The organism is Ruminococcus sp. AF17-1AC (genome assembly GCF_003461385.1).
Lineage (GTDB): Bacteria > Bacillota > Clostridia > Oscillospirales > Ruminococcaceae > Hominimerdicola > Hominimerdicola aceti.
Window position 1 is genome coordinate 16,243 of sequence record NZ_QTWZ01000021.1, and the last position, 20,262, is coordinate 36,504.

Genomic DNA, 20,262 nt, shown 5'->3' on the forward strand with positions numbered 1-20,262 from the left:
ATGGGACAGAAAGTAAATCCACACGGACTTCGTGTCGGTGTGATTAAGAATTGGGACTCCCGCTGGTTTGCAGAAAAGGGTACTTTTGGCGATACACTGGTTGAGGATTACAACGTTCGTAACTTCATTCTTAAAGAGCTGAATACAAGATCAAAGAATCCAGCAGATAAGTGCGTATACGCCGGCGTTCCAAAAGTAGAGATCGAAAGATTTGCCGATAAGGACGGCGGTCAGAAGGTAAGAATCCACATCCACTGTGCAAAGCCTGGTATCGTAATAGGCAGAGGCGGCGCAGAGATCGAAAAGCTCCGTGCAAACGTTGAAAAGATGATCGGCAAGAGCGTTGCTATCAACATCGTTGAGGTAAAGCAGCCTGACATCAATGCACAGCTCGTTGCAGAAAAGATCGCTCATGATCTTGAAGATAGAATCTCATTCAGAAGAGCAATGAAGCAGTCTATCGGCAGAGCAATGAAGCTCGGCGCTAAGGGTATCAAGGTTAGATGCGGCGGCCGTCTTGGCGGTGCAGAGATCGCTAGAGCAGAAACATACCACGAGGGTACAATTCCACTTCAGACGATCAGAGCTGACATCGACTATGGTACAGCTGAGGCACACACAACTTACGGTAGGATCGGCGTTAAGGTATGGATATACAGAGGCGAGGTTCTTAAGGGCGAAGTTGCTGCTTCAGACAAGAGAGAGTCAAACGACAGAAGACGCCAGAACAGAAATGGTAAGCGTGACTTCAATAAGGCTAAAAAAGAGGGAGGTAACAAGTAATGCTGCTTCCAAAGAGAGTTAAGTTCAGAAAACAGCACCGTGGCCGTATGACAGGCAAGGCTATGAGAGGTAACACAGTTTCTCACGGTGAGTATGGTCTTCAGGCTCTTCAGCCTGCTTGGATCACATCAAATCAGATCGAAGCTGCCCGTATCGCAATGACAAGATACATCAAGCGTGGCGGTCAGGTTTGGATCAAGATCTTCCCAGATAAGCCTGCAACAAGAAAGCCTCTTGGAACTCGAATGGGTAAAGGTAAGGGCGCACCTGAGTATTGGGTAGCCGTTGTTAAGCCAGGCAGAGTAATGTTCGAGATCGCAGGAGTACCTGAAGAGACAGCTAGAGAAGCAATGCGTCTTGCAATGCACAAGCTGCCTATCAAGTGTAAGTTCGTTAAAAGAGATACTCAAGAAACGGGTGGTGAGCAATAATGAAGGCTAATGAAATCAAGGATATGACAGTCGACGAGCTCAACAGCAAACTCGCTGAGCTCAAGCAGGAGCTTTTTAACCTTCGTTTCCAGCACGCTGTAAATCAGTTGGAGAATCCTAAGAGACTTCAGGCTGTGAAGAAGGATATTGCTCGTGTAAAGACATTCATTCGTAAGCAAGAGTCCAATGTTCAGTAATTTTCGAAGGGAGGATTAACTGTGAGCGAAGAGAGAAATTTGAGAAAAACCAGAGTTGGCGTTGTAGTTTCCAACAAGATGGATAAGACTATCGTAGTTGCTATCAAGGATAACGTACAGCACCCACTTTACAAGAAGATCATCAAGAGAACAGTTAAGCTTAAGGCACATGACGAAAACAATGTCTGCAATATAGGCGACAAGGTTGAAGTTATGGAAACAAGACCTCTGTCAAAGGACAAGAGATGGCGTCTTGTTAACGTTCTTGAGAAGGCTAAGTAATTAAAACGCAATAGTGCAGGTGGCAGATAACTTCTGCCGACCGCACGTTAAATTCTGAAAGGAGGAACGCACTGTGATACAAATGCAGACTTACCTGAAGGTAGCAGATAACTCCGGAGCAAAGGAGCTTATGTGCATCAGGGTACTCGGCGGAACACGCAGAAAGTATGCAAACATCGGTGACGTTGTAGTTTGTTCTGTTAAAAAGGCAACACCAGGCGGAGTTGTTAAAAAGGGCGACGTTGTTAAAGCAGTAATCGTTCGTTCAGCTAAGGGTCTTCGTCGTGCAGACGGCACATATATCCGTTTTGACGAAAACGCAGCTGTTATTATCAAAGAAGACAAGAACCCAAGAGGTACTCGTATATTTGGACCAGTAGCTAAGGAGCTCAGAGAGAAGGATTATATGAAGATCCTTTCACTTGCTCCAGAAGTTCTTTAATTGGAGGTGTCGTAACAATGAATAAGGTACACGTAAAAACAGGCGACACCGTCGTTATCCTCTCCGGTAAGGACAAGGGTAAGAAGGGCAAGGTCCTGGAAGTTTCCCCTAAGGAGGGAAAGGTAATCGTTGAGGGTCTTAACATTGCTACAAAGCACGTTAAGCCAAGACGTCAGGGCGAGCAGGGCGGCATAGTTGAGGCTGAGGCTGCAATGTACGCTTCAAAGGTACAGGCAGTTTGCCCTAAGTGCGGCAAGCCAACAAGAGTCGCTCATAAGTTCCTTGAGGACGGTACTAAAGTTAGAGTCTGCAAGAACGCAGACTGCGGCGAAGAATTTTAATTAGGAGGATATTACGATGGCTAGACTTAAAGAATATTATGTTAGCGACGTAGCTCCTGCTATGATGAAGAAATTCGAATACGCTAACGTTATGCAGATCCCAAAGCTTGATAAGGTAGTTATCAACGTGGGCTGCGGCGCAGATAAGGATAACAAGAAGGTTATCGATGCTATCATGACTGATCTGGCTGCTATCACAGGACAGAAGCCGATCGTTTGTAAGGCGAAGAAGTCCGTTGCTAACTTCAAGCTCAGAGACGGACAGATCATCGGTGTTAAGGTAACACTGAGAGCTGAGAAAATGTATGAATTCGTTGACAGACTTTTCAACGTAGCATTTCCTCGTGTAAGAGATTTCAGAGGTATCAACCCTAACTCTTTCGACGGCAGAGGCAACTACTCTACTGGTCTTAAGGAGCAGCTGATCTTCCCTGAGATCGAATACGATAAGATAGATAAGGTTCGTGGTATGGATATCAACTTTATCACAACTGCAAAAACTGATGAAGAGGCAAAGGAGCTGCTTTCACTTATGGGTGCTCCATTTGCTGATAAGTAAGAGGAGGATAAAAAATGGCTAAGAAGGCTATGATCAACAAACAGCAGGCTACGCCTAAATATTCCACTCGTGCTTACAACAGATGTAAGATCTGCGGAAGACCTCACGCTTATCTGAGAAAGTTCGGCGTTTGCCGTATTTGTTTCAGAGAGTTGGCTCACGAGGGTAAGATTCCGGGAGTTAAGAAGGCTAGTTGGTAAAAGGAGGTTAACACGCATGCAAATTACTGATACAATAGCGGATCTTCTTACAAGAATCCGTAACGCAAGTACTGCGAAGCACGCAACAGTTGACGTTCCTGCATCTAATATGAAGAAGTCGATCACACAGATCCTCGTAGACGAAGGATACGTTAAGGACTTCAAGATCATTGAAGACGGTAAGCAGGGTATCATTAGAATTACTCTTAAATATGACGAGAACAGAAATCCAGTCATCACAGGACTCAGAAGAGTATCAAAGCCTGGTCTGAGAATTTACGCAAGCTGCGAGGATATGCCAAAGGTTATAAAGGGTCTTGGCATTGCTATCGTATCTACTTCAAAGGGCGTTATCACAGACAAGAAGGCTAGAGAGCTGAATGTCGGCGGAGAAGTTCTCGCATTCATCTGGTAAGGAGGACTAAGTTATGTCAAGAATAGGTATTAAGCCAATTAGTGTTCCTGCAGGTGTAGAGGTTACTGTTGCAGACGGAAACGTAGTTACAGTAAAGGGTCCTAAGGGTTCACTCACAAAAGAGTTCCACAAGGATATGATCATAAAGTGTGCAGACGGCGTGATCACAGTAGAGCGTCCTTCAGAGGATAAGCTCCACAAGTCACTGCACGGTCTGACAAGAACACTCGTACACAACATGGTAGAGGGTGTTACAGAGGGTTTCGCAAAGAAGCTTGAGATCGTTGGTGTAGGTTACAGAGCACAGAAGCAGGGTAAGAACCTTGTTCTCAACCTTGGTTTTTCTCATCAGGTAATCGTACCTGAAACAGATACTATCAAGATCGATGTACCTGACGCAAACCACATCGTAATTTCAGGTTGCGACAAGCAGGAAGTAGGTCAGTTTGCTTGTGAGATCCGTGAGAAGCGTCCACCAGAGCCTTATAAGGGTAAGGGTATTCGTTACGAAGGCGAGTATGTTATCCGTAAGGAAGGTAAGGCTGGTAAGGGCAGCAAGAAGTAATAAAAGGAGAGAATTACTATGGTTAAAAAGCTTGACAAGGCTAAGGCAAGAGCAAAAAGACATCAGAGAGTCCGCAACAAGATCAACGGAACAGCTGATTGTCCTCGCCTCAACGTATTCCGCTCCTCTAAGCATATTTATGCACAGGTTATCGACGACGTAAACGGCGTAACACTTTGCAGCGCTTCCTCAATGTCCAAGGACTTTGAAGGCAACGGCGGCAACAAGGAAGGCGCTCGTAAGGTCGGCGAAATGATCGCTCAGGCGGCTAAGGCAAAGGGCATCGAGAATGTCGTATTCGACAGAGGCGGCTACCTTTACCACGGACGTGTTCAGGAGTTGGCAGACGGAGCCCGTGAAGGCGGACTTAAGTTCTAAAGAGGAGGGTAAACATTGGCTTTAATAGATGCTTCAAACATGGAACTTACTGAAAAGGTCGTTGCAATTAACAGAGTATCAAAGACTGTTAAGGGCGGCCGTATAATGAAGTTCTCAGTCCTCGTAGTAGTAGGCGACGGAAACGGAGTAGTAGGTTTCGGAATCGGTAAATCAGGAGAAGTTCCTGACGCAATCAGAAAGGCAATCCAGGACGCCAAGAAGAACCTTATCAGAATTTCACTTAAGGGAACAACGATCCCACACGAAATTATCGGTAAGTTCGGTGCAGGCGAGGTTCTTCTCAAGCCTGCAGCACCAGGTACTGGAGTTATCGCAGGCGGCACAGTAAGAGCCGTTGTAGAAGCTGCTGGAATCAAGGATATCAGAGCTAAGCAGCTCCGTTCAAACAATCCTTACAACGCAGTAAGAGCTACAATAAGCGGTCTTGCTAACATCAGAAGCGCTGAAACAGTAGCAGCTCTCAGAGGCAAGACAGTTAAAGAAATTACAGGCTAAGGAGGATAACAGTTATGGCAATTAACATCGAACTGATAAAGAGCCTTAACGGAAGAAGCGATAAGCAGGTCGCTACCGCTAATTCACTGGGTCTCAGAAAAATCGGGGATAAGACTTGTCAGCCTGACAATCCTCAGACAAAGGGAAAGGTAAAGGTTATCTCCCATCTTATTAAAGTAACTGAAGCATAAGGAGGTGCAATCTGAATGAAACTGCACGAATTATCACCTGTTGCAGGCTCCGTAAAGGAGAGCAAGCGCAAGGGCAGAGGTCACGGTTCTGGTAACGGAAAGACCGCAGGCAAGGGACACAAGGGTCAGAAGGCTCGTTCCGGCGGCGGAATAAGACCGGGCTTTGAAGGCGGACAGACAATGCTCGCAAGAAGAATCCCTAAGCGTGGATTCAACAATATTTTCGCAACAAAGTATGCTATCGTAAATGTATCTGATCTTGATAGATTTGTTGACGGCACAGTTGTTGATACTGAGCTTCTTAAAGCTTCAGGCATCATCAAGAAGGAACTTGACGGCGTCAAGATCCTCGGAAACGGCGAATTAACTAAAAACCTTACCGTTAAGGCTGCTAAGTTCTCAGCAGCTGCTAAGGAAAAGATTGAAAAGGCAGGCGGGAAGGTTGAGGTGATGTAATTGTGATAGAGACATTTCGTAATGCCTGGAGAGTTCCGGAATTAAGAAAAAAACTTCTATTTACTTTTTTCATCATCATCATCTACAGAGTCGGCGGTACAGTTCCTGTACCTTACCTTGACTCAGCCGCATTGTCAGCATGGTTTGAACAGAGTGCTTCGTCAGGTGACTTCTTCAGCTATCTGAACGTTCTGTCAGGAGGTAACTTTTCAAAAGCTACTCTCTTGGCGCTCTCCGTTTCACCTTATATCAATGCACAAATTATCATTCAGCTTCTGACCTACGCTCTTCCACCGCTAGAAAGACTCCAGAAGGAAGGCCCTGAGGGAAGAAAGAAACTCAACAAGATAACAAAGTATGCGTCACTTGCTATTGCTATCTTCCAGGCGTGGGCTTATTACCTCACCATGAAGAAAGCGGGTGCTTGTGTTTACACAGAGGGCTTTAGCAAGATATTCGCAGAGATCGTTATTATCGCTTGCTTTACAGCAGGTGCGTCACTGACGATCTGGCTCGGTGATGAGATCAACGAGAAGGGTATCGGAAACGGTATCTCAATGCTCCTGTTCGCAGGTATCATTGCAAGAGGTCCTTCAGCAGTTATCGGTCTGTTCGATTACATGAAGACAGGCGAGGCTAAGAACATCATTCTCGTAATTGCTATCCTTGTTGTATTCATTCTGATGATAGGCTTTATCATCTTTATGAACGAGGCTGAAAGAAGAATACCGATACAGTACGCTAAGAGAGTAGTCGGCAGAAAACAGTACGGCGGTCAGAATACTTTTATTCCGATCAAGATCGCAATGAGCGGCGTTATGCCTATCATCTTTGCAATGGCTTTCATGTCACTGCCTTCAACACTCAAAATGTTCATTGAACCAAAGAGCGGAAGCTTCTACGATCACTTCCTTCACTGGTTCGAGTACACTCATCCGTTCTACGCTTGTCTGTACTTTGTGCTGATAATCGGCTTTAACTATTTCTATGTTTCAATGCAGTATAACCCACTTGAGATCGCAAACAACCTCAGACAGAACAACGGTGGTATCCCTGGTATCAGACCTGGTAGACCAACTTCCGATTATCTGAAGAAGGTTCTGTCAAAGATAACATTGGTAGGAGCTGTGTTCCTCGGAATAATCGCTATCTTCCCTATTATCTTCACTTCGATCACAAAGATGAATATTGCAATGGGCGGTACTTCGATACTCATCGTTGTATCAGTTGCTCTTGAAACTGCAAGAACTATGGAATCTCAAATGATGATGCGTCATCATAAGGGCTTCCTTGAATAAACCATAGGCTTTACGTTTGAGATAAAAAGGAGTTAAAAATGAATATTATTCTTTTAGGCGCTCCCGGTGCGGGAAAAGGAACTCAGGCTGAGGTTATCTGCAAGGCTCTGAACATTCCTACTATTTCTACAGGCAATATGCTCAGAGCTGCTGTTAAGGCTGGCACAGAGTACGGTCTCAAGGCTAAGGCTGCTATGGACGCAGGCGACCTTGTATCAGACGATATCGTAATTGGTATCCTTAAGGACAGGATCGCTGAGCCTGACGCTCAGAACGGTTTCATTCTGGACGGTTTCCCAAGAACAGTTCCTCAGGCTGAGGCTCTTGACGCTATGGGCGTTAAGATAGACAAGGTTATAGAGATATATGTTCCTGACGAGACTATTCAGCAGAGACTTTCAGGCAGAAGAGTTTGCCTCGACTGTGGCGCTACTTACCACACAGCTTTCAAGCCTTCAAAGGTAGAGGGCGTGTGCGATGTTTGCGGAAAGCCGATCGTTATCCGTAAGGACGACGAGCCTGCAACAGTTATCAGCAGACTTCAGACATATCACAAATCAACCGCTCCTCTTAAAGATTACTACGGTAAGCAGGGTAAACTCGTTACCGTTGAGGGACAGGATAAGGTAGAGGACACTTCAAAGCTTGTTCTCGAAGCTGTTAAGGCATAGATCCGAGGCGTTTTTAATGATATGCGTTAAATCCAATAAAGAGATCGAGAAAATGCAGAAGGCGGGCGCAATAACCGCCGGAGCATTGATCGCTGCGGGCGAGGCTATCAGACCGGGTATGACTACCTACGAGCTTGATAAAGTCGTTCACAGATATATCACTTCTCATGGTGCAAAGCCAAGCTTCCTTGGCTACGGCGGATTTCCAGGCTCAGCCTGCATTTCCGTCAACGATGAGATAATCCATGGTATCCCCGGTCCACGCAAGCTTTGCGAGGGCGACATAGTTTCAGTAGACGTTGGTGCTTACATTGACGGCTATCACGGAGATTCCTGCAAGACCTTTGCTGTAGGCAAGATTTCCCCTGAAGCAGAGGCTCTGATGAAGTCCACCGAAGAAAGTCTGTATCTTGCAATAGATATGGTAAAGCCGGGCGTCAGACTTGGCGACTTGGGTGCGGCGATTCAGAAATACAATGAGGACAACGGCTACTCCGTTGTAAGACAGTTCGTAGGTCACGGTGTGGGCAAAAACCTGCACGAAGATCCGGAAGTTCCAAACTATGGCAAGGCTGGTCACGGCATCAGACTTGTGGCAGGTATGGTAATAGCCATAGAGCCTATGATAAACATGGGTACGGCTGATATCAAGACAATGCCTGACGGTTGGACTGTCAAGACAAAAGACGGAAAGTGGGCGGCTCATTTTGAGCATACAATCGCAGTTACTCCTGACGGGGCAGTTATCCTGACCAAAGTATGACGGAGAAAAGCGTTGTAGATATACCGATCGGTTCAGTGGTGCTTGCGAACGCAGGCCGTGATAAGGGCAGATATTTTGTTGCGGTAGCTGCCAGCGGCGGTTTTGTGTATATCGCAGACGGCAAGGAGCGTAAGCTTGAAAAGCCAAAGCGTAAAAACATAAAACACATTTCACCTGCGGGCGTCAACATCAGCACTGATGAGCTGACAAACAGGAAATTAAGACGGCTGATACAAGGTTTTGACCCAAACCATGTTACAGCAGACCAAAACCTTTTAGATGGGGAGGTTTTTTAATGTCAAAGGAAGACGTTATCGAACTTGAGGGAACGGTAATTGAGGCTAAGCCAAATGCAACGTTTCTGGTAGAACTTTCAAACGGTCATAAAATCCTTGCTCATATTTCGGGTAAGCTGCGTATGAATTATATTCGTATCGTACCCGGAGATAAGGTAACGGTCGAAATGTCACCGTATGACTTGACAAAGGGAAGAATCACATGGAGAGCTAAGTAAGCTTTCCCGTAAGTTTAAGAATTTTTAATTCTTGTCGCTAAATTCAAAGGAGGTATTTCAATGAAAGTAAGACCTTCAGTTAAGCCTATCTGCGAGAAGTGCAAGGTAATCAAGAGAAAAGGCAAGGTTATGGTAATCTGCCAGAATCCTAAGCACAAACAACGTCAGGGCTAACAAACCAATAATGGAGGTGCAGCTAAATAATGGCTCGTATTGCTGGTATCGACCTGCCAAAGGATAAGAGAATTGAAATTGCTCTTACTTATATCTATGGTATAGGTCAGAAAACTGCTACTAAGATTCTTAATGAAACAGGCGTAAATCCTGACACAAGAGTTAAGGATATGTCTGAGGACGATGTAGCTAAATTGCGTGAATATATTGACCATAACATCACTGTTGAGGGTGACCTCAGAAGAAATGTTGCGCTCAATATCAAGAGATTGACAGAAATCGGTTGTTATCGTGGTCTTCGTCACAGAAGAGGTCTCCCAGTTAGAGGTCAGAGAACAAAGACCAACGCAAGAACTCGTAAGGGTCCTGTAAAGACAATCGCTAATAAGAAGAAGTAAGGAGGGTGTGAACAATGGCTCAGGCTAAGAAGAAGACTACTATTCGTCGTCGTCGTGAAAGAAAGAACATTGAACAGGGACAGGTTCATATCCAGTCTACTTTTAACAACACTATCGTAACTATTACAGATATGCAGGGCAATGCTATTTCTTGGGCATCTGCCGGCGGACTCGGCTTCAGAGGTTCTAAGAAGTCTACTCCATTCGCTGCTCAGACAGCTGCTGAAACTGCTGCAAGAGCTGCTAAGGAGCATGGCCTTAAGACAGTTGAAGTTTTTGTAAAGGGACCTGGTGCTGGCCGTGAGGCTGCAATCAGAGCTTTGCAGTCTGAGGATCTTGAAGTTAGACTTATCAAGGATGTAACTCCGATCCCTCACAATGGATGCCGTCCTCCAAAGAGAAGACGTGTATAGTTTATAAGACAATTTGAGTTTGTAGTTTACTCAAAGTCGGGTAAGCAATTCGGCTAAGACCCGATAACATTTAGAAAACGGAGGTATTTACCATGGCAGTAAATAGAGAACCAATACTCAAGAGATGTAAATCTCTCGGAATCAGCCCAGCAGTTATGGGTATCGCTAAGGAAACAAAGCGTGATCCTAACGCTAACAAGAGAAAGAAAGTTTCAGAATACGGTATGCAGCTTAAGGAAAAGCAGAAGCTCAAGTTCATCTACGGCGTTCTTGAGAAGCAGTTCCGTCACCTGTTCGAGCTTGCTGAGAAAATGGAGGGTCAGGCCGGTGCTAACCTCATTACTCTTCTCGAGTCAAGACTTGACAATGTTGTATACAGAATGGGTCTTTCAATGACAAGAAGAGAGGCTCGTCAGCTCGTTGTTCACGGTCATTATCTTGTTAACGGCAAGAGAGTTGACATTCCTTCTTACAGAATCAAGGAAGGCGATGTTATCTCACTTAAGGAAAACAGCAAGAAGAGCGAGAAGTTCAAGCAGATCATTGAGGCTAACGCTTCAAAGGCAGCTCCTACATGGCTTGATGTAAACAAGGACAACCAGACAGCTAAGGTTCTTCGTATGCCTGTTAAGGAAGACCTTGACTATGACATCGAGGAGCACCTCATCGTCGAGTTGTATTCTAAATAATGTATTGATAGTGGTTCTTACGGTATGCACTCTTCAAGAGTGCGTATCGGAGAAATACTTGATATGTTTTTGGAAGTGTATGTGTTATTGATCATATAAAACAATCGAGTTTGAAAACAGGAGGGTCTTAAATGCTTGAAAAAATAGAAAAGCCTGAAATCGAAACAGCCGAGCTAAAGAGCAACGGAACATACGGCAAGTTTATTCTCGAGCCTCTGGAGCGTGGCTATGGTATTACGCTCGGAAATAGTCTGAGACGTGTACTGCTCTCCTCTTTGCCAGGCGTCGCCGTTACATCGGTAAAGATCGACGGTGTACACCACGAACTATCAACAATTCCCGGAGTTAAGGAAGATGTTACTGAGATCATTCTTAACCTCAAGGGTTTAACTGCAAAGCTTTACGGCGAGGGTCCTAAGACTATCTACATTGAGGCCGAAGGCGAGTGCGTTGTCACTGCCGGCGACATCAAGACAGATTCTGAGGTGGACATTCTTGTTCCTGATATGCACATTGCAACTTTGGGACCGGGCGCAAAGCTTTATATGGAAATTGTCATCGACAGAGGTCGTGGATATGTTTCTGCGGAAAAGAACAAGGCGCTTATGCCTAACGCCCCTATTGGTGTTATTGCAGTAGACAGTATTTATACGCCTGTATTAAAGGTGAACTTCACGGTTGACAACACCCGCGTTGGACAGATCACCGATTTTGATAAGCTGACATTGGAGGTTTGGACCGACGGTACTATCTCCGCTAAGGAAGCTGTATCAATGGCAGCCAAACTCCTCAACGAGCATCTGAATCTCTTTGTTGATCTCTCAGAAGAGACTAACGTTGTAGAGATGATGGTTGAAAAGGATGAAAAGGGCAAGGAAAAGATCCTTGAGATGACCATTGAGGAACTTGACTTATCTGTGCGTTCATTTAACTGTCTGAAGCGTGCAGGAATTAACACGGTTAACGATTTGATTGAAAAGTCTGCTGAAGAAATGATGAAGGTAAGAAACCTTGGTAAGAAGTCATTCGACGAGGTCAAGGAAAAGCTTCATTCATTGGGTTACGACCTTAATTCAGAGGACGATAATTAAAGTAAGGAGTGAAAATCTATGCCAGGCACAAGAAAGCTGGGAAGAACTAGCGACCAGAGAAAAGCAATGCTCAGAGCTATGGTTACTTATCTTCTCGAAAACGGTAAGATTGAAACCACTGTAACAAGAGCTAAGGAAGTTGCTGCTATGACTGAGAAAATGATTACTCTCGGCAAGGCAGGCGACCTTCACTCAAAGCGTCAGGTACTTTCTTATGTAACTAAGGAAGACGTAGCTAAGAAGCTGTTTGACAACATTGCACCTTCATATGAGGGCAGAAACGGCGGCTATACAAAGATCATCAAGATCGGACCACGTCGTGGCGACGCTGCTGAAATGGCTATCATTCAGTTGGTTTAATAAATTTTGCATAGCATTCAAGGCTGTATCCGTAAGGGTACAGCCTTTTTTATGTGCTAATATGGGGCTTTGTTTTGGTACAGGCGGTCGAACGCTGTTCACCCCTGCGTTTTTGCGGTTGCTTGTGCTTATTTTAGAAGCTCGTTACCTAAAAGGTCAATGAATTTCTTGCCTGCTATACCGTTTTGTGAATAGCTGTGGTTTTTGAGTATATTGTTCACGGCTTTCTGAGTACCTGCACCGAAAATATCGTTTTTATCAAGGTTGATATTGTGCATACCTTTTTTCTTTGCAAGCATAAGAAGATATTTCAGTGCAAGGACACCATTGCCTTTATCACCTTTTTTGTAGCCTGTGATGTCTAAAAGCTTTGAATTGGCAGGGTAAAGGTTAAGGCACTTTTTCTTCATTATGGCAGGGGAGTCTTTGTAGGCGTAGTTGCAGTCGCAGAGGTCGGAAACGCCGTTTACTGTGCCTTTGCTTGTATACTGCCACATTCCATAGTTTGATATGGCAGGCTTTGCAACGTCAAAGTGTGCCACCCAAATGTCGTAGCGGTTTTTTACGGAGTCTGATACCTTGCGTTTGAAAAAGTCTGCGTAGCTGTAGACTGCCGCATAGTAGCCGTTATTTTCAAGATAGTCGCAGAAGGCTTCTATAATTTTGTTTATGGCAGCGTTTGGAAGTTCACTTTGGGAAGCGTCCTCGATATCAAAGGCGAGAGGATATTCAAACTTCTTGCCTTTGACCGCTTCAAGAAAAGTTTTTGCTTCCGCAAGTGCATCGGCTTCTGTGAGGGCGTAGGAATACCAGTATGTGCCGATATTAAGACCAGCCTTTCTGGCGGCGGCATAGTTCTTCTCGAAATTTTCGCCTTTTTGACCGATGTACTTGCCGTAGCCTGCGTTTATCATCACAAAGCTGTAACCCTGTGACTTCACCTTGTCAAAATCTATTCTCCCCTGCCAATGGGAAACGTCTATGCCCTTAGCTTTTTCCATTGCCGTCACCTCCAGATTTTTTTGCCGTCTGTACGCCAAAGTAAAATGATATCACCACTGTGAAAACTGTGATGAACTGCTCTCCGCTGACTATCCCTTTCAGCGTGAGGAAACAGAACACGCTTGTCATAAGCAGTGTGACAAGCGATTTTACGTCAATGAGCTTTGCGAGTTTTTCTTTCATGAGTATCTCTCCCTTTCCATGTCTGTTATCTTTTGTTCCGCTGCCGCCATTCTTGATATGAGTGCGTTATGCTCGGAAACTGTTTGTTCCAGCCTATCTATTCTATATATAATAAGCCGTTCGGTGGCTTCCTGTGATTTTTTGTTTTCTTTAGCTCCCGAACGAGCTATTATAAGTTGGCAGGCTATGCTGGCGGCCGCCGCTATGAACGCCGCTATTACTGCTTCCATGTTTATCACCTCCTACTTATCCCGAAAAAGAGGTGTTTTGTTGCATAAAAAATGCAACAATTGCAGAATTGTTGCCAAATTAAAATATAAATCATTTGTTTGCACAGTTTTGGTGCGGCAATTTTGTGCATTGGTCACATACTTTCATGAACAGAAAAGATATTTGTTAAGACGTAAAAAACCACGGCTGAGTTTACATTCAGCCGTGGTTTTGTCTTTCGTATGGTCTTATCTCTCAGGCAGAAGCATTGCAGCCGCAATATATGCGATAACTCCTGCACCGCCTGCACAGCCTATAAGCACTGCACAGATACGGACTATGTTCACGTCGATGTTGAAATACTCCGCTAGTCCTGCGCAAACGCCTGAAATTATCCTGCCTTCTCTTAATTTGTAAAGTGGCTTTGCCATTTCTATCACTCCTTATCTGAAATTAAGCGAAATTTCGCCTATACCATTGTCAATGTCAAGTTTTATTTTGTAGAGAAGCTCGTTCTCTTCTGTTGTGCTATTTATTTTCACTTTGCTGTCTGATTTTATCTTATAGTCGTTTTTGCAGCCGTCGATATCAAAATTTATACTTCCTATGCCGCCGTCTATCTCAGCGTCGCCGAGAAGCTTTCCTGAAAAGTCTGTTTCGCCTACCCCGCAGTCAAAGTCGGAATCGTTAAAAGTGCAGTCTTTGAAAACTGTTTTTCCTACTCCAAGGTCAAAGTCGGCTTCATTTTTGCAGGTGACGTTAATGACCTCTGAGCTTCCTGCACCGAAATCTATGTCGAGGTTTTCACAGGTCAGGTCTGAAAGCTTCATTTGTCCTGCGCCTGCGTCTATCTTTACAGTGTCAAACGCTTTTTCAGGAAGCTCTATAGTCAGCGTAGGCTGACTTCCGTCAAGGGAGATATATCCGCCTTTAAGGTGCAAAAGGCTGTCGGCGGTCTTGATCTGAAGCTTGCTGTTTGATGACGAAAAATTTATCTTCTCTGGGAGATTTTCTCCTGTGACGTGGATATTTTCGTCACTGCTCTTTTTGATGTTGAGATCCCCTGCGGAGAACTCTATGTCGATATTTGCTATGGTGCCGCCGTCGAAATTCTCGTCATAGGAATAACGCTTGCCAAGGCTTTTGGTGTTTGTGACCTTGATAAGCACCACGCCCACAATGAAAAGCACTATGCCGATAATAAATATCGTCAAAAAAAATGGGAAACGTCTGCGTTTTACGTCGCCTGTGTTATCATATTTTGCCATTACGCCACCGCCTTTGAGCTTACAAACCTATGGACAAAGTTTGTGAATTTGTTGAAAAGGCTTACACAGCCACGCCATATGCACCTTATAACAGGCATTACAATCATGCCTCCAAGTCCGATACAAATAAGTCCTGCACCGATAAGGGCAATGCCTGCGGGATAGACCGTGAAAAGCGTTACTATACCGCCTATTGTAAGGGAGAAGCCTGTTGCGAAAACTGCAATTATTATGCTTAAAAGTGCGCAAAGTATCGCCAAGGCTATTGCGGCAAAGGCACATATAAGGCTGAACCATATTGGGCTTGTGATGATGATAACAAGAAGCTTTGAGAGAGAATTGCCGTTCTGTGGCACATTATTGTCAGTATCACGAGCCTGTGAGGGGTCAGCGGCGGCTTCCATTTGAAATACCGAGTCGCCCTGTGGGTGTATGCCACTGTCCTGCAAAATTTTGTTGGCAAGCTCTTCGGGCGAGCCGAGGTTTGCGGCAGTTTCAGCTTCATGGGCTGCACCTGCATCAAGGAATATCTCCTAATAAAACCCCATTGCGTCATTTATTTCATCTTCGGCAAGTCCGCCGTCTTCAAGCGATCTGCGCAGTTGGGTAAGATACTCAAGTCTGTTCATGTGTTTTCTCCACCTTTTTCTAATAATATACGGTCTACCATATTCTTATGCTTCTTCCACTCTCTGCGGTATTCTTCAAGAGCTTTTTCTCCCTTTGGGGTAACATGATAATAACGTCTGTTCCTGCCCATATATTCCTTATCGTAGGTTTCAAGCAGCTCGTTTTTTTGAAGCCGTTTCAGTACAGGATACAAGGTGGATTCTGAAACGTCCACCGCACTGCGTATGAACTGCGTTATCTCATATCCATAGGTATCCTCTCTGTCTACCACTGACAGTACCATGGAATCAAGCAGTCCTGCACTTATTGGAAAGCCCATTTACTCTCTCCTCTCTTTAGTCAGCTCAGTTATTATATAGATCTATAATACTATATCGTTGAATATATTATACGTCATATAATATTATTTGTCAAGGGGTAAAATCGAATTTTTTTGTTATCATCACTTTATGTGAGTTAGTTTAGCGTAATTGTTTGCTGAAAATTCTTAGACAGCCTTGAAGAAGCTTCTGCCCTCAGGGATATTTCCCATATGCCTGCGAGAGTAAAGTGCGCAATGCTTGGCTGGCGGACGCTTTCTGAGGCGCTGAAAGGTAAATAGGGTATAAAAATGCCGCTGAGAGAGTTCTCAGCGGTCTTTTTCTATTCTGCTTTAGAAGTATTTTCTTTTTTCGTCTTGCTGTCAGCCTTTGAGCTATCATTCTTTTTGCTCTCAGCGGATTTTTCTTCCGTGTCCTTTATGGAACTTGCAAGGTGGGTGAAGTCGGGGAGCTTATCCCTTGTTAGAGTGAGATTGTTGTTATACATCTTGATAAGCTCGGCGGCGGTGTTGTTTTCTTCAGCAAGCTTGCCGTCATCGGTCATAAGATAATTTCCGCCCCATTGACCTACGAACGCCCACATGGCTTTTTCGTCTGCAATGCTCTGTATGTCAGGGAAGCTTCCACATTCGCTCATTGCAATAGGCTTGTTCTTTGATATGCTTTGCAGGAAAAGCATTATGTTCACCTGTGCGTCCTTATTGCCGTCGTCATAAACATCGCAGGAAAGCACGTCGCAGTATTCGTCGCCCACATACCAATCGGCATTCTGTGCTGACCATACCCATATGAGATTGTTCAGCTTGTGGTATTTCGTCTGACGCTCGTACATAAGCTTCCAAAGCCATTTGTAGGCTTCCTTGTCATTGCCCCACCAGAAATCGCCGTTGCTGGCCTCGTGGAGCGGTCGCCAAAGCACTGCTATTCCCTCATCACGGAGGGTGGAGAGTCTCTCAGATACGGTGTCGATATCCTGAACGACAGCAACACATTCTTTGCTTACCTTGCCGTCCTTTTGAAGCTTTTTGATATCCTCAAGGCTGAGTTCTGCGATATTTTCCTTTGTAACTGCCTTTTTGATGTCAAAATCCGTCTGGTCGGCATAATATTCACGCTTGTCGTCAGGGGCAGCCCAGTGCCACATATAGCCCACTATGCCGTCCTTTGAAGCCCAATCCATGGCGATGTTCATCTCGGTGTCGGTGGTAATGCTGTCCTTTTCAGTGGCAAGCATAAGGTCGCCAAAACGTATTGCAGGGTATTTTCCTGTGGTTTTGTATATCATGTCTGTTTCAGCAGATGTGCCGATGGTGTCATGCTGACCCAAAAGCACCTGCTTGCCGTAGCTTTCGCAAAGATACTGATAAAGCGCTTTTGCGTTGTAGTCGGAGTCTTTGTTTGAAAGAGCAGGCTTTGATATAGTAAGGTCAAGCTTTGATATATCCTCGCTTGCGGTGAGGGTCAGGCAGTCAACGTCAAGTCCGCCGTCCACAGGGATAACGGATATTGCCGTCTTGCCTTTCTCTATGTAGATGTTCTTGAAAGTCACCTTTTCAAACTTGCCCGAGCCGCTGGCTGAGAAATCCTGAAGCTTTTTGCCGTTCACAGCTATGCCGTTCACGCACGGCACATCGGAAGCCACTGTTATGGTAAGGTTATAATACTGTGAGTCGGTAAGCTCGATCTCCCTTGACCAATCTTCCTCAGCGGAAATGTTCGTCACATAACCCTTGCCCTTGTAGCCCTTGCGGTCACTTTTTACTTTCGCCTTGCCTGAAACTGAGCCTGTTTCGGCTTCAACGCTTTTTGTAAATTTAACATAAGGTATGGCGTTTGCCACTATCTTTGTTTCTTCGTAGCTTTTTAAAGCCTGCTCGTCAGCCTTGCTGTCATCGTTTGTCTGTTTCTTTGTTGTGGTTACAACAGATGTTTTTTCGGGGGCGGTCATGCTCTCGTTTCTGCCTATCTGCACTCCGCAGCCTGACAGCGTGCAAATTGCTGCAACAGCCGCTGCCATTATCCGATAATGTCTCATTTCAATATCCTCTCAAATTTTGTCTTTTGCTCAGAATGTGAGCGTGTATGTTTTACCTGTTTCAGTGTCAAACTCTGCTGCACCGTCTGTGTACAAGGTCTGTACCTCGCTGCTTGCAGTGTGTACCTTTACACTGTCACACACTATCCTGCACTTCTTTCCGCACTTTGAGTGAATGTGGCAGGCTGTTATCTTTGAGTCTTTCCACTCAAGGTCGATAACAAAGCCGCCTCTTGCACAAAGTCCTTTGAAGCTGCCCTCAGACCATTCTTTCGGCAGTGCAGGCAGGAGAATTATCTCGCCGTTCTCGCTTTGCAAAAGTGCCTCCGTGATACCGGCTGTGCCACCGAAGTTTCCGTCTATCTGGAAAGGAGGGTGCATATCAAACATATTCTCGCTTGTGGAGTTTGAAAGAAGTGCTATAACATTTTCGTACACTTTTTCACCGTCAAAAAGTCTTGCCCAGTGGTTTATTATCCAAGCCCTCGACCAGCCTGTGTGTCCGCCGCCATGTGAAAGACGTCTTTCAAGGGTAGCCCTTGCGGCTTTGGCAAGCTCAGGGGTCTTTCGCATTGTGATGATGTCAGCAGGATAGAGTGCGAAAAGCTGTGAGATGTGTCTGTGACCAGGCTCGACCTCGTCATAGTCCTCTGCCCATTCCATTATCTGACCGTATTTGCCTATCTCAGGTGCAGGAAGTCTGTCTCTTGCTTCAAGGACTTTTTTTCTGAAACCTCCGTCAGTTTCAAGTATTTTTGAAGCTTCCGCAACGGCAGTGAAAAGCTCATAGATTATCTGGCTGTCCATAGACGGACCTATGCAGATAGAGCCTTTTGAGCCTGAAGCTGTGAGATAAGTATTCTCAGGGGAAACTGACGGGCAGGTAACAAGTCTGCCCTTTTTGTCTTCGATAAGGAAGTCAAGGAAAAATTCTGCCGCTTCTTTCAGGGTGTCATATTTCTCACTGAGAAACTCTCTGTCCTGAACATAGAGATAATGCTCCCATATGTGCAGGCAGAGCCATGCCGCACCCATTGGCCACTGTGTTCCAGGTATCCACAAGTCCTGCGGTGCGGTGTCGCCCCATATGTCGGTGTTATGGTGACAGACAAAGCCACGGCAGCCATACATATTCCTTGCGGTCTTTCTGCCGTTTGGACGGAGCTTCTCGATATGGTCGATAAGAGGCATATGAAGCTCTGAGAGATTGCAGTTCTCTGCACACCAATAGTTCATTTCGGTATTGATATTTATTGTGAATTTACAGCCCCATGCAGGCCACATATCCTTGTTCCAAATGCCTTGGAGATTTGTAGGCAGGGTCTTTTCTCGGCTGCCTGCAATAAGAAGATATCTGCCGAAGTTGTGATACATTTCAATAAGCTTGTTGTCGGGATCGCCCTTTTTCACAAGTGCAAGTCTTTCGTCTGTAGGCAGGGCGGAATTACCTGAGCTGTTGTCGCAAAGGGAGATATTCGCACGGTCATAGTATGACTTGTAGTCTGCGATATGGTCAGCTTTAAGCTGTGCGTAACTTTTCTCTTCGGCTCTTTCAACGTCAAAGACAGCCTGTCCCTTGTAATCCTCACAGCGGTAGCTTGTCTGTGCGCCAAGAAGGATAGTCACCTCGTCGCAGTCCTCGCAGGTTATGAAGCTTCCATATGGGTAGACCTTTCCGCCCTTGTGGAGTACCTTTATATAAGCGGCAAAGTTTATGCCATCCTCAGAACCGCATCCGCCGTAAAAGAGGATATCGTTGTCATGCACAGGGGAGTTGTCGTCAAAATAATCATCTCTGCCGTCAATGCGTACACGGACGCTTATCGCCTTTTTCTCGGAAGCTGTTATGTGCATAACAAGCACTTGATCGGGCTGTGAGATGAACATTTCTCTTGTGTAGTCAACGCCGTTTATGGCATATTCTGTGGTGCAGACAGCGGTGTTAAGGTCAAGGCTTCTGCCCTTGAAGTCACATTCGCTCTCTTTATAATGTATAACGTTCATGTCGCCCAGTGGCATATAGTGCCTTTGATTTACAGGCGTGCCGCAGAAAGCGTCATTGATTATTTTTTCAGCCTCGTTTATTTTCTCCTCAAAAAGCAGTTTTCTCACTTTTTCGAGATTAGGCAATGCGGACTTATTATTTCTTTCACGGAAGCCGCCCGACCAGACGGAGTCCTCATTGAGTTGAATCCTCTCTTCAAGTGGCTGAGAGAACACCATTGCGCCTATCCTGCCGTTTCCGATAGGCAGTGCTTTGTTCCAATCATCTGCAGGGGTCTTATACCAAAGAAGTGCGGAAGTATCCATAGCTAATCCTTTCATTATCTGTATATATCTGTATTTTAATATGGTTGTAGGTTACAATCCCTTATATTATAGCATATTTTGTTTTGGTTGACAAGGGGGAGGGGACTTGTGAGATGCTAGGAAATGTAGTGCTACAATAGATATTGGACAAAATTAAGAAAAAAGAAAAGAGAGATA

The 20,262-nt window shown here is 45.0% G+C and carries 34 protein-coding genes and 1 pseudogene; 26 read left to right on the forward strand and 9 right to left on the reverse strand.

What is annotated here, in order from left to right; genetic code table 11:
• The 25 genes from rpsC (at position 1) to rplQ (ending at position 12,127) form a co-directional block, all read left to right on the forward strand.
• The gene (gene rpsC, locus DWW81_RS11425; RefSeq protein ID WP_022286992.1) at positions 1-783 is read left to right on the forward strand and encodes a 30S ribosomal protein S3; all 783 of its coding nucleotides are present in this window, start codon (positions 1-3) and stop codon (positions 781-783) included.
• Entirely contained in the window at positions 783-1,214 is a 432-nt protein-coding gene (rplP, locus tag DWW81_RS11430; RefSeq protein ID WP_022286991.1) for a 50S ribosomal protein L16, read from the forward strand. Before rpsC ends, rplP begins: the two co-directional genes overlap by 1 nt.
• Complete coding sequence (rpmC, locus tag DWW81_RS11435; RefSeq protein WP_022286990.1) at positions 1,214-1,411, forward strand: 50S ribosomal protein L29; 198 nt, start codon at positions 1,214-1,216, stop codon at positions 1,409-1,411. Before rplP ends, rpmC begins: the two co-directional genes overlap by 1 nt.
• A 21-nt stretch (positions 1,412-1,432) precedes the next feature.
• Positions 1,433-1,693: a 30S ribosomal protein S17 gene (gene rpsQ, locus DWW81_RS11440; RefSeq protein ID WP_022286989.1), complete on the forward strand. Its 261-nt coding sequence runs from the start codon at positions 1,433-1,435 to the stop codon at positions 1,691-1,693.
• Between the two features lie 73 nt (positions 1,694-1,766).
• Positions 1,767-2,135 (forward strand): 50S ribosomal protein L14, encoded by a 369-nt coding sequence (gene rplN, locus DWW81_RS11445; RefSeq protein WP_022286988.1) that lies wholly within the window; start codon positions 1,767-1,769, stop codon positions 2,133-2,135.
• A 17-nt stretch (positions 2,136-2,152) separates the two neighbouring features.
• Positions 2,153-2,476, forward strand: coding sequence for a 50S ribosomal protein L24 (rplX, locus tag DWW81_RS11450; protein WP_022286987.1), 324 nt, complete (start codon positions 2,153-2,155; stop codon positions 2,474-2,476).
• A gap of 16 nt (positions 2,477-2,492) precedes the next feature.
• On the forward strand, positions 2,493-3,035 hold the full coding sequence (gene rplE / locus DWW81_RS11455) for a 50S ribosomal protein L5 (RefSeq protein ID WP_022286986.1): 543 nt from the start codon (positions 2,493-2,495) through the stop codon (positions 3,033-3,035).
• Between the two features lie 14 nt (positions 3,036-3,049).
• Positions 3,050-3,235 carry a type Z 30S ribosomal protein S14 gene (locus DWW81_RS11460; protein ID WP_022286985.1) on the forward strand — a complete coding sequence of 62 codons (186 nt, stop codon included), beginning with the start codon at positions 3,050-3,052 and terminating at the stop codon, positions 3,233-3,235.
• Between the two features lie 16 nt (positions 3,236-3,251).
• Positions 3,252-3,650, forward strand: a complete 399-nt coding sequence (gene rpsH, locus DWW81_RS11465; RefSeq protein ID WP_022286984.1) for a 30S ribosomal protein S8 — start codon at positions 3,252-3,254, stop codon at positions 3,648-3,650.
• Positions 3,651-3,663: 13 nt separating this feature from the next.
• Entirely contained in the window at positions 3,664-4,215 is a 552-nt protein-coding gene (gene rplF, locus DWW81_RS11470) for a 50S ribosomal protein L6 (RefSeq protein ID WP_117897935.1), read from the forward strand.
• 18 nt (positions 4,216-4,233) lie between these two features.
• Positions 4,234-4,593 carry a 50S ribosomal protein L18 gene (gene rplR, locus DWW81_RS11475; RefSeq protein ID WP_022286982.1) on the forward strand — a complete coding sequence of 120 codons (360 nt, stop codon included), beginning with the start codon at positions 4,234-4,236 and terminating at the stop codon, positions 4,591-4,593.
• A 15-nt stretch (positions 4,594-4,608) separates the two neighbouring features.
• Positions 4,609-5,109, forward strand: coding sequence for a 30S ribosomal protein S5 (gene rpsE, locus DWW81_RS11480; protein WP_022286981.1), 501 nt, complete (start codon positions 4,609-4,611; stop codon positions 5,107-5,109).
• 14 nt (positions 5,110-5,123) lie between these two features.
• Entirely contained in the window at positions 5,124-5,300 is a 177-nt protein-coding gene (gene rpmD, locus DWW81_RS11485; protein ID WP_022286980.1) for a 50S ribosomal protein L30, read from the forward strand.
• A 15-nt stretch (positions 5,301-5,315) separates the two neighbouring features.
• Positions 5,316-5,756, forward strand: coding sequence for a 50S ribosomal protein L15 (gene rplO, locus DWW81_RS11490; protein ID WP_022286979.1), 441 nt, complete (start codon positions 5,316-5,318; stop codon positions 5,754-5,756).
• 2 nt (positions 5,757-5,758) lie between these two features.
• Positions 5,759-7,054 carry a preprotein translocase subunit SecY gene (gene secY / locus DWW81_RS11495; RefSeq protein ID WP_117877703.1) on the forward strand — a complete coding sequence of 432 codons (1,296 nt, stop codon included), beginning with the start codon at positions 5,759-5,761 and terminating at the stop codon, positions 7,052-7,054.
• A gap of 38 nt (positions 7,055-7,092) precedes the next feature.
• Positions 7,093-7,725, forward strand: a complete 633-nt coding sequence (locus tag DWW81_RS11500; protein ID WP_022286977.1) for an adenylate kinase — start codon at positions 7,093-7,095, stop codon at positions 7,723-7,725.
• A 16-nt stretch (positions 7,726-7,741) separates the two neighbouring features.
• The gene (map, locus tag DWW81_RS11505) at positions 7,742-8,488 is read left to right on the forward strand and encodes a type I methionyl aminopeptidase (protein WP_022286976.1); all 747 of its coding nucleotides are present in this window, start codon (positions 7,742-7,744) and stop codon (positions 8,486-8,488) included.
• Complete coding sequence (locus tag DWW81_RS11510; protein WP_117897937.1) at positions 8,485-8,784, forward strand: KOW domain-containing RNA-binding protein; 300 nt, start codon at positions 8,485-8,487, stop codon at positions 8,782-8,784. Before map ends, DWW81_RS11510 begins: the two co-directional genes overlap by 4 nt.
• Complete coding sequence (gene infA / locus DWW81_RS11515) at positions 8,784-9,002, forward strand: translation initiation factor IF-1 (protein WP_022286974.1); 219 nt, start codon at positions 8,784-8,786, stop codon at positions 9,000-9,002. The genes DWW81_RS11510 and infA overlap by 1 nt, the downstream gene beginning before the upstream one ends.
• Before the next feature lie 60 nt (positions 9,003-9,062).
• On the forward strand, positions 9,063-9,176 hold the full coding sequence (gene rpmJ, locus DWW81_RS11520) for a 50S ribosomal protein L36 (RefSeq protein ID WP_022286973.1): 114 nt from the start codon (positions 9,063-9,065) through the stop codon (positions 9,174-9,176).
• 29 nt (positions 9,177-9,205) lie between these two features.
• Positions 9,206-9,574: a 30S ribosomal protein S13 gene (gene rpsM, locus DWW81_RS11525; protein WP_022286972.1), complete on the forward strand. Its 369-nt coding sequence runs from the start codon at positions 9,206-9,208 to the stop codon at positions 9,572-9,574.
• Between the two features lie 14 nt (positions 9,575-9,588).
• Entirely contained in the window at positions 9,589-9,987 is a 399-nt protein-coding gene (gene rpsK, locus DWW81_RS11530; protein ID WP_022286971.1) for a 30S ribosomal protein S11, read from the forward strand.
• Between the two features lie 92 nt (positions 9,988-10,079).
• The gene (gene rpsD / locus DWW81_RS11535) at positions 10,080-10,676 is read left to right on the forward strand and encodes a 30S ribosomal protein S4 (RefSeq protein ID WP_022286970.1); all 597 of its coding nucleotides are present in this window, start codon (positions 10,080-10,082) and stop codon (positions 10,674-10,676) included.
• A 131-nt stretch (positions 10,677-10,807) separates the two neighbouring features.
• Positions 10,808-11,767: a DNA-directed RNA polymerase subunit alpha gene (locus DWW81_RS11540; protein WP_022286969.1), complete on the forward strand. Its 960-nt coding sequence runs from the start codon at positions 10,808-10,810 to the stop codon at positions 11,765-11,767.
• A gap of 18 nt (positions 11,768-11,785) precedes the next feature.
• Positions 11,786-12,127, forward strand: a complete 342-nt coding sequence (rplQ, locus tag DWW81_RS11545; protein WP_022286968.1) for a 50S ribosomal protein L17 — start codon at positions 11,786-11,788, stop codon at positions 12,125-12,127.
• A 128-nt stretch (positions 12,128-12,255) separates the two neighbouring features.
• On the opposite strand, the gene DWW81_RS11550 is transcribed toward rplQ, so the two are convergent.
• The 7 genes from DWW81_RS11550 to DWW81_RS11580 form a co-directional block, all read right to left on the reverse strand.
• A complete protein-coding gene (locus DWW81_RS11550) occupies positions 12,256-13,128 on the reverse strand; it encodes a glycoside hydrolase family 25 protein (RefSeq protein ID WP_117945392.1) in 873 nt (290 codons plus the stop codon).
• Positions 13,115-13,312, reverse strand: a complete 198-nt coding sequence (locus DWW81_RS11555; protein ID WP_117897942.1) for a hypothetical protein — start codon at positions 13,310-13,312, stop codon at positions 13,115-13,117. The genes DWW81_RS11550 and DWW81_RS11555 overlap by 14 nt, the downstream gene beginning before the upstream one ends.
• Complete coding sequence (locus tag DWW81_RS11560) at positions 13,309-13,542, reverse strand: hypothetical protein (RefSeq protein WP_038672626.1); 234 nt, start codon at positions 13,540-13,542, stop codon at positions 13,309-13,311. Before DWW81_RS11560 ends, DWW81_RS11555 begins: the two co-directional genes overlap by 4 nt.
• A gap of 228 nt (positions 13,543-13,770) precedes the next feature.
• Positions 13,771-13,953: a PspC domain-containing protein gene (locus DWW81_RS11565; protein WP_038672624.1), complete on the reverse strand. Its 183-nt coding sequence runs from the start codon at positions 13,951-13,953 to the stop codon at positions 13,771-13,773.
• Positions 13,954-13,965: 12 nt separating this feature from the next.
• A complete protein-coding gene (locus DWW81_RS11570; protein ID WP_117897944.1) occupies positions 13,966-14,790 on the reverse strand; it encodes a DUF4097 family beta strand repeat-containing protein in 825 nt (274 codons plus the stop codon).
• Positions 14,790-15,239, reverse strand: coding sequence for a hypothetical protein (locus tag DWW81_RS11575; protein WP_147338996.1), 450 nt, complete (start codon positions 15,237-15,239; stop codon positions 14,790-14,792). The genes DWW81_RS11570 and DWW81_RS11575 overlap by 1 nt, the downstream gene beginning before the upstream one ends.
• A gap of 176 nt (positions 15,240-15,415) precedes the next feature.
• Complete coding sequence (locus DWW81_RS11580) at positions 15,416-15,739, reverse strand: PadR family transcriptional regulator (RefSeq protein WP_002851767.1); 324 nt, start codon at positions 15,737-15,739, stop codon at positions 15,416-15,418.
• A gap of 162 nt (positions 15,740-15,901) precedes the next feature.
• On the opposite strand from DWW81_RS11580, the pseudogene DWW81_RS13625 reads away from it, so the two are divergent.
• Positions 15,902-16,021, forward strand: a pseudogene (locus DWW81_RS13625) (SUF system NifU family Fe-S cluster assembly protein); the annotation flags it as partial.
• A gap of 41 nt (positions 16,022-16,062) precedes the next feature.
• Here DWW81_RS13625 and DWW81_RS11590 read toward each other — a convergent pair.
• Both DWW81_RS11590 and DWW81_RS11595 read right to left on the reverse strand, forming a co-directional pair.
• Positions 16,063-17,775 (reverse strand): glycosyl hydrolase, encoded by a 1,713-nt coding sequence (locus DWW81_RS11590; protein WP_117897949.1) that lies wholly within the window; start codon positions 17,773-17,775, stop codon positions 16,063-16,065.
• 30 nt (positions 17,776-17,805) lie between these two features.
• Complete coding sequence (locus tag DWW81_RS11595; RefSeq protein WP_243004743.1) at positions 17,806-20,100, reverse strand: glycoside hydrolase family 95 protein; 2,295 nt, start codon at positions 20,098-20,100, stop codon at positions 17,806-17,808.
• Positions 20,101-20,262 lie beyond the last annotated feature (162 nt).